General features: G+C 29.7%; 6 protein-coding genes. All 6 read right to left on the bottom strand.

The genetic code is table 11. The annotated features are described in order from the left end of the window. Positions 1-1,947 (bottom strand): ABC transporter transmembrane domain-containing protein (locus tag FPG59_RS10600; RefSeq protein ID WP_086454575.1); only part of this gene is annotated, 1,947 nt, incomplete at its 3' end. Between the two features lie 10 nt (positions 1,948-1,957). After that, positions 1,958-4,156, bottom strand: coding sequence for an NHLP family bacteriocin export ABC transporter peptidase/permease/ATPase subunit (locus tag FPG59_RS10605; RefSeq protein ID WP_086454576.1), 2,199 nt, complete (start codon positions 4,154-4,156; stop codon positions 1,958-1,960). A gap of 9 nt (positions 4,157-4,165) precedes the next feature. Further along, the gene (locus tag FPG59_RS10610) at positions 4,166-5,428 is read right to left on the bottom strand and encodes an NHLP bacteriocin system secretion protein (protein ID WP_086454577.1); all 1,263 of its coding nucleotides are present in this window, start codon (positions 5,426-5,428) and stop codon (positions 4,166-4,168) included. A gap of 13 nt (positions 5,429-5,441) precedes the next feature. Beyond that, positions 5,442-7,007, bottom strand: a complete 1,566-nt coding sequence (locus FPG59_RS10615) for a TolC family protein (protein ID WP_086454578.1) — start codon at positions 7,005-7,007, stop codon at positions 5,442-5,444. A gap of 7 nt (positions 7,008-7,014) precedes the next feature. Then, positions 7,015-7,554: a cyclic nucleotide-binding domain-containing protein gene (locus FPG59_RS10620; protein WP_086454579.1), complete on the bottom strand. Its 540-nt coding sequence runs from the start codon at positions 7,552-7,554 to the stop codon at positions 7,015-7,017. A gap of 100 nt (positions 7,555-7,654) precedes the next feature. Continuing rightward, positions 7,655-8,308: a helix-turn-helix transcriptional regulator gene (locus tag FPG59_RS10625; protein ID WP_086454580.1), complete on the bottom strand. Its 654-nt coding sequence runs from the start codon at positions 8,306-8,308 to the stop codon at positions 7,655-7,657. Positions 8,309-9,028 lie beyond the last annotated feature (720 nt).

Below are 9,028 nucleotides of genomic sequence, written 5' to 3' on the forward strand. Positions count from 1 at the left end.
TGTAAAAAGAGGGTAAGAACTATTAAAAACCTCCACAAAATTTTGGTAACTACCTGAACTAAATCCTAATTTTTTCAATTTTGAAAACTTTTCACCCCAAAGAGAAAAAATTCTTTTTTCACCTCCTGTTATCCTTATTTTACTAATTCCAGATAGAAATTCGAAAAGAAAACCTTGAATATCTCCTTGGTATTTTGACACCTCTCTATCGTACTTGAGTTTAAACCAGCCCATCAAAACCATAAAAGAAATAGCTATTAAAGCAAGCGTAACTCCAACCCATGCTAAACTAGAATCATAATAAAAAAGAAGTAATAAATTTACAAAAGAGAATACCCCACTAAGTACAACTGTCATCAATGTATTAGATAAAATTTGTCTTATTGAATTAATACTTAAAACTCTATTTGTAAGATCACCCGCTGTATATTTTTTATAAAAAGTTACAGGTAAGCGAAGGATATAATCCATCACTCCTACTTGAAGGTTAACGCTTGATTTTGACTCTAACCTCATTTGCAAAACTCCTTGCGCAAGTTGTAGTCCAGCTGATACAAAACCGATAATTATCATGATCATGAAAATTTCTAAATGTATAGATTTATCTGCAGTGGGTATTACATCATCATATATCATTCCTGATAAAATAGGAATTAATAAACCTATTAGACTTACAAGTAAAGAAGCAACTAGTAATAGTCTGGCATCTTTTTTTACGCCATTCATGGCAAAATTTAATACTTTTTTTATGGAATCCATTTTTACATCAAATCCAGAAAAAAACATATACCCAATAGGTTCTAAAGTGTCGGCTATTTCATTATTAACTATAGTTTCGGTACCCTTAGAAAAGTTTTTAATTAAATAAGTGGTAGAATTTTTCTGAATGAGAGCTACAGGTTCATTTGTTTCTTTTACAAATGCTAACAAATGTCCATTTTCATCTTTCCACCACACATCTCGTAAAATAATTTTTCGTATTCTTACTTTAGAGCTCTGAGCAATTGCATACAAATAATTATTTGTATTGTAATTATCCGCCTCAAAATATTTGGGCTCTTCAAATTTAAAACCTGTTTGTTCTCCAATTAATTGGCATGTCAAAAAAAGTATATTTTGCTTTTTTGCTTTATCTTTCTTGGAGTGATGTAACTCTTTTTTAGAACCAGTAACTATCGATTTTATTTTCTCTAAAGTGCTTTTTAATTCCTCTTCTTGATAAATTAATTTATCATTAAGAATATCACTTTCTGATAAACTACTGATCTCTATATTCTTGCAAAGTTGATTGTAAAAATGACCTTGTAGTTTTTCTAAAGAAATTAAAAAATTAATTTCATCCTCTAAAACTTCTCTAGTACTCATAGATTTCAACTCAGAACTTTCAGACATGGACTTAACCCATAACTTATTACAAACAGGAATAGGAAATTTAAGTCCATCATTATAATTAATGGTCTCATGATCTGAAAAAATGGAAAGCTCTCCATCAATTAAACTTATCCAGTTTATTCCATGAGAAGGGTATGCAATTGTATTTTGATTTAAAACAAAGTAATTATAACTATCAATCGTTTTGTAAGTTTTTGGAGTATTACTTAAATTGATTTTAAATGAAGTTTTTAGTATCCATTTATCAATCATACTAGCTAGAAAAAAATGATCAATAGCAATAAGTTTATGTTTATCTATTGATAATAAAGTTGCTTCGTTTGAAAAAACAATTAAACGAGTATCATTTTTACAGTCAGTTGAAAGTAAACTAAATAATAAGTCTCCTTTTTTAGCGGAGTATAAATATTTTAACGCACATAAATAATCTCCTTTTTCATCAACTCTTACATAAAACACATTTACCTCACCAGAAACTACCATCCAAAGTTTATCTGTGTCATTTAGTATCAATGGTTCTTCAACTCCTATATATATTTTTTCTTTCGTTGACATATCTTAATTTTTATTTTGTTTCAATCAATTTAGAATAAACACCATTTAATTTTAATAATTCTTTATGAGAGCCTCGTTCTACGATTTTACCAAACTCCATTACAATTATCTCATCACAGTCCATTATAGTGCTTAATCTATGGGCAACAATTAAACAAGTACATCCTCTTTTCTTAATATTATCCATCACAATTTTCTCTGTGGTTGAATCTAAGGCGCTGGTAGCTTCATCCATAATTAAAATTGAAGGATTGCAAACTAGAGCTCTAGCAATTTCAATTCGTTGACGTTGTCCACCGCTAAAATTTGATCCACCCTCTAAAACAGAGCTATCGTAACCCTCATTTCTAGCCGCGATAACATCATGAATATCAGCATCTTTTGCGGAATTTATAATGTTTTTTTCTGGGATCATCACGTCCCAAAAAGAAATATTCTCTTTAATTGTGCCATTAAACACTAAAACTTCCTGATCAATTACTGCTAATGATTCTGTAATGACATGTCTAGGAATATCTTTTCTATTTTTATTGTCTAACAATACGTCACCATCCCATGGATCATAAAGTCCTGATGCTATTCTTGCCACAGTAGACTTTCCACTTCCAGAACCTCCTACTAGTGCTACTCTACTTCCTGGTCTTAACTTTAAATTAAAATTCTCAATTAGCGCTGGCATTGTAGGACTATATCCAAAAGTCACATTCTTCATTTCAAAATATCCAATTAATTTGTTATTAATGGATTCCTTATTGGGCTGCTGGATATTTTTATCTTCGTTTTTTATAAATTGTTTGTCAATTTCATAGTTCATTACATCATCAATACGCGCCATATCGCTTTCTGTTTCGTGCAACATAGCTCCTACTGATACTAATTGATTTACTGGAGTAATAAAATTGTTCATTAAATAGGTAAAGGCTACTAGAGCTCCTAATGTCATCTCTCCTTCCATTATCCTCAAAGCCCCTAAACCTAAAATTAAAGTATTTGTTAAAGATGAAATTAGGTTTGGGAGTATATTAAGTCTTATAGTCAACCACCCAAATTCTTGTTGAGCATTCATTACTTTAGCCAAATAACCAATCCAATTCGTGAAAAAATCATTTTCTCTACCAGAAGATTTTAATGTTTCAATCATGCTAATTCCAGAAGTAGTAGTTCCTAATAACTTTCCCGTTTCATTGCTCAATCTTCGGCTTCCGTCTTTTCTAGCAGTCGAAACATATTTTAAGGCAACCACATTTAACAGTGCCATAAAAACACCTATTAAAGTCAGGGTAACATCATAGGAAAACATTAAAATTGCATAAAAAATTACAACAATAACATTTAAAGCCGCATTTGCTAAATCACCACTTAAAAGTTTTGCAACTTTGTCATTCAATGAAACTCTATTACCTATTTCACCACTATATCTCTGAGTAAAAAAAGCAATAGGTAAATGAAAAACATGCCAAAGAAATTTACTAGATGTTACTAATGCAAGTTTTGTTTCTAATTTGAGTAAAAAATATTGCTGCAGATAGACTAGAGATGCATTAACAATAAGAAGACCACCCATAATTAATAAAAGCGGCATTACAAAACCTGAAAAATTATTCACTAGATACTTATCTATAAATATTTTAAGGAATGATGGAATTACTAAACCAGGAATTACTAAAAACAAGCTTGCAATAATAATGTAGGTTATACTCAATTTAGAATTTGTAATTCTTGAAATTAACGATGCAAATAATCCTTTTTTCTCATTTCCTTTTTCAAAATCTTTTGATGGACTAAAGGTTAAAACAACTCCTGTGTAAGAATCATCAAATTCTTTGTGAGTTACAAAATACCTACCTTGAGCTGGATCACTAAGATAAACTCTTTTTTTTGTAAAACCCTCAAGTACCAAAAAGTGATTGAAATTCCAAAAAATAATGGCTGGAGCTTCTATTTGCATTAACTTTTCAATAGACTTAGCGTATCCTTTTGCCTCTAACCCAAACTCTTTAGCCGCTTTTAGAATATTTGTAGCCTTTAATCCATCTCGTGATACCCCACAAGCTATTCTCAATTTTTCTAATGGTACAAATTTTCCAAAATGTCCTAAAATAATACTTAAAGCAGCAGCACCACATTCAACGCTTTCCATCTGCAGAACAGTAGGTACTTTGACAGGTCTATTTTGTTTTTTTAAAAGTAAGTTTATGATATTTTTCATTTTGATGGATCAATATAAGTCAAAAAATTTCTTGAACGCTGGAACAACTAATGTTACAGGTGGCTCTCGTTTGATTGTGATTTTACCTAAACATGATGTACCTTCTTTTAAAAAAATATCTGGTCCTTTTGCAGAAGTCCATTTATATCCACTATACGATACTGGGTCTTTCTCAAAATCTACGTATACTTCAAATAAAGGACCACCTACTAAAAGTTGCTTTGTAAGTTGATCATTTTTAACAGATGTGAGCATTCCTTGTTGGGTTATCGGAAAATCTGATACATAAGTAACTTTTCCTTTTATAAATCCATATTCTTCAGGCTGTACAGTCGAAGGTACAATTAAAGCTTCCATTCCTTTTTTGATTTTTTTTCCATCTTTTGAAGGAATATAAAGAATACCTCTTAATTGAGATTGTTTTGTTTTAATGGTATTCTTAAGTTTAAATAATGGAGAACCTACAGAGACAACAATTCCAGCATCGGTTAAAACCTCAACTACTTCTCCACTATATGGACTTTTTATATTCCTTTGATTGTCATATCTTTCAGTTAAAAACTGAAGATTTCTTTCTGCTTCCGCAATTCTTTGCTTTTGTAATATCACTTTCTGTTGCATATCAAAACCTAAATCATTTTGTTGACTGGAGGTTTGAGCTATTTGTCCTTTTAATCTTTCAATAGTATTTTTGGCTACTTCAATTTGCTGTTTCGTATTTGCAACTTGCGATTTAGTTATTAAACTTTTATCCAATAAAACATTCTCTGATTCTAGTTGGTTATTCAGAAAAATTATTTTCTTTTTTTCTGATTCGATCTCCCCTTTAATACTAACACGGGATTGACTAATTATTTCACCTTGTAGTTGAGTACCTTGATTACCGTAAGACATTAGCTTTTCCATTTCAAATTTTCTATCAGATAGAACCGCTTTTGCATCTTCTATTTGTTGAAAAAGTTCTGGTTGCCGAATTGTAGCAATTATGTCACCCTCTTTAACGGTACTCCCTATTGCTACTCTCAACTCAACTAATTGCCCTTGTGCTGTAGCAACTACTTCATGAACGTCCCCGCCCAGTACAACACCTATTACATCTAATTTTGTTTTTACTGTGCCCATAAAAGACCACAATATGGCTGTGAGAATTGCTACTATAATTGTAATTAAAGCTATCCAAGCTTTTGTACCAGTGACCTTAATTAATTGATCTAATTTTTCTGGAGTTGAAAGTTTTTCTAATGCCGATTTTCTAAAAAAAGGTGCTGACATAATTTATATATTTTTAATTTTCTTTGTTAGGAATAGTATAAAATGCATTTTGAGTTATTTTAAACCCAAGATCTTCTTTAGAAATAAGCGTACCTGTTTCGTGCCTAAGTATTAAGATTGCATTTGAGAATTGTTGCTGTGCGTTTAAATTCTCTAATTCTGAAGCAGTAAGTCTTTCTTGAAATAAGATTAAATTTAAAAGAGTAGTTAAACCGGATTGAAACTTAATCTGTTCATTTTTAAATGCATTTTGATAAAAATCAAAAGATTCTTTTGATTTTTGAAGAATTAAAACACTATTCATAAGATTATTAACTGCTATGTCAATATTCAATTCAATATTTCTATGAATGTTTTCATTTATTACAGTTTGATTTTGCAAAGCAATTTTACGAATCGAATAATTCCCTTTGGCCAAATTGTTATTCAACGGAAAAGAAAATGAAAGTTTGGCTCCACCTCCTAGTTCTTGACCTTGATTATTAACAAGAGAAGACCATGTTTTATCAACTCCGTTTCCTACGCTTGCACTCCCATAAAAACCAAAAGCTGATAAGTTTAATTGAGGCCTTAGATTATTAGTTGCTACTAAATATTGAAGTTCTAATGCTTTATACTCCTCTCCTATTGCCTTAACATCACCTCTTTTACTCTTAGCAATTTTAATTAGTGCATTTTTATCAATAAATTCATTGTAGCCAGATTCTAAAACAGTGGGGAAATCATTAACCGGAATATCTAGTCTTTGACTTTCTTCATCAATTAAGCCTATAACTCTTCCTAAATTAATTCTTGAATTATACAAATTTTGTCTTGCCACTGCAGTTAGCCTTTCTTGATTTCTTAAATCTGCATTGACTTGATCTAAATCACTTAGCGGTTTTTTATCAGCTTTTACAAGTTCTGTAGTCATATTTAACACCTCTCTCACTCTATTCTCATTTTGAGTATAAATTGATAGACTTTTATATGCCGTATAATAATCCCAATAAGCAATGCCTATTTGCTCTATTTCAAGAGAATTTGCAAACTCATAATCATATTTACTTTTATTGATGTAAAAAACAGATGCTTTTTCTGAAGCTGTAACTATCTTAGCTCCTCTTCCTCTTAAAAGTGGTTGAGTTAAAACAAGGTTAAGCGTACTAGAATGATTACCATAAAAACCGCCAACAAGTTCATTGAAAGCATTGTACGGAAAATTTGTATTGTTATAATTATATTTTAAACCTATATCAATTGATTGTCCAGTTCGTAATCTTTTTTGTGAACCAATTGAAAAATCAAATGAATTATTTCTAAGCGTTTTATCGACGAAATCATTTCTAGGATCTGCATCAAAAAGATTATATTTTCTATTTTGAAATGCAACATCAGAGTTTAAGTTAAAATCAAAAATACTTCTTTGAACTTGTAAATCAGCTTCGGCATTTTGAATGGAGTAATTTGCACTTCTAATGGTTGGATTTTTATTAAATGCAATACTTGAAACCTCAATTAAATCACACTTGATTTTAGCCTGACTATATAAAAGATTATAACTACTAAATAAAATATAAAACAAAAAATAATTCCTCATATTGAACTTAATAATTAACACTTAACTTTACTTCTGAAAATCTATTTAATATTTGACCAAAACGCGCACCTGCTTGTGAAACCACATCTAATACTTTTGTGTCAATTAAATCCTCTTCCTCTGGTACTCCATATCCCAACTGATCTGTAGTTTTTCTTAATCTATTTGAAAGAAATAAGGCTAATGAGTAATAAAAATTAGCTTTAAAATCTGGGTTTGATGAAAGACGTGCTTCTATAACATTTCGAGATATTTTATAAACCACAGCTGATTTTTTTGAAATAACAGAAACAGATGGAGGTCTTGATTCCAGAAAAGACATTTCACCCACAATTTCACCTGCTCCTAAGGTGGCTATTTCCTCATTCTCAGTCTCATCTGAAAAAATGGATAGCTGACCTGATAATAAAATGTATAAATTATCCACATAGTTTCCTTTTTGGATTAATTTATCTCCTGTTTTCAGTTCTATTTTTTGGCCGTTTTGGATCATCCATTCCACATCTCTGTCGTTCAATTGGCCTAAGAAAAAAAGCACTCGTTTCATAGTATGTATTTTTAAGGTTATGGTTATTTAGTTATTCTTTTTTAAAATAATTTTTATTTTAATTACTGGATTAAATAGCACTGCATCAATAGATTCATTTTCAAGACAATGAGTTTATTAATTCTTTGGGAGATATATTATATTGATTACTAAACAACTTTGAAAAATAATGAGAATCATTATAACCAACAGAATATGAAACTTGAGAGATCGAATCTTGAATATAGTTTTCAATCAATTGCTTAGCTTTATGCAACCTTAAAACACGGATGTATTTATTAGGAGTTAAAAAAACTAAATTCGAAATTTTTCTATGAAGTTGCCTTTCACTAACAGCCATTTTACATGATAATTCATATAAGTCAAGGTCACTTTTAGAAATAGAATTATAAATTTCTTTTTCTAAATTGATTAACCAATTTTGATCATTTTTTGTTACTTTTTCAGGAGTAATCTTATTAGAACATAGATGCTGAACATTTTTATTTGACTCATAAATATCAAAAATATCAGGACGCCTTTGAATGGTTAAGCTTACTGATTTAGATTTAATTTCATTTAATATTTCCTCAATAAGGTCATTAATTTGCTTACTACTAGAAAAAATTATTTCATTTGCTATCTTATTCTCAACTGAACTAGGCGTGCTAGCAGTCATAATAGTATCTAATGGGTTCTTTATGTGTAAGAATAAATGATTTAAAATATCCGGCGAAGACCAATCTATTGTAGTTTTTTTTACTGTTGCATTCATGACTTATAGCGGTAATTAATTCTATTGATTACTAAATTTCAAAATTCAGATACTAACATTTTCGTAAGCAAACTCAAAGTCTATTGACTTTCATTATTTTCAATTACATAAAACTATTAGTAAAATGAGATACCTATATTGCTATGTAAACATTGTATTTTGTTGGTATTGTGCCCTTCAAAATGTTAGCTGAAAATGATTCTTAAGAAATTCTATATGCCAAAACTACAACTGAAGTTTAGTGATGCTTTACACTTAAAGTGTAAATAAAGTTAAATCTCAAAAAATCCTGAATAGAAATAACTCGCACAGGATTAATTGTTACAAAACCTAACATTAAAACATATTAGAAATTATAATTAAAGACTTTTGGATTACTAAAAAAAAGATAACTATTCATCGTAACAATACGACAAAATTTGCAAGGAGATTATGATATTATTTTAGTTTGTTAAAAGGTATAAAACAAACTGTATCTATTTTGAATGAAAAAATGCAACTCCTTTTAACTGATATGCTATTTAAATAAGACACACCATTTGTTTGGAGCTGGTCAAATACTTTCATGAATTCATTTAATATAATATTCTAATATTAGATCTATAAATGAATGTTCAATAGCAACTTAGCGTTATTTAGATTTTACATTAAGAAACAACGTAATACGAAATCCGAATACTTTTAATATTTATAGTTGCCAAAATAAATGATATAAAAATC

It is taken from the genome of Flavobacterium sp. FPG59, from assembly GCF_002150205.1.
Classification (GTDB): domain Bacteria; phylum Bacteroidota; class Bacteroidia; order Flavobacteriales; family Flavobacteriaceae; genus Flavobacterium.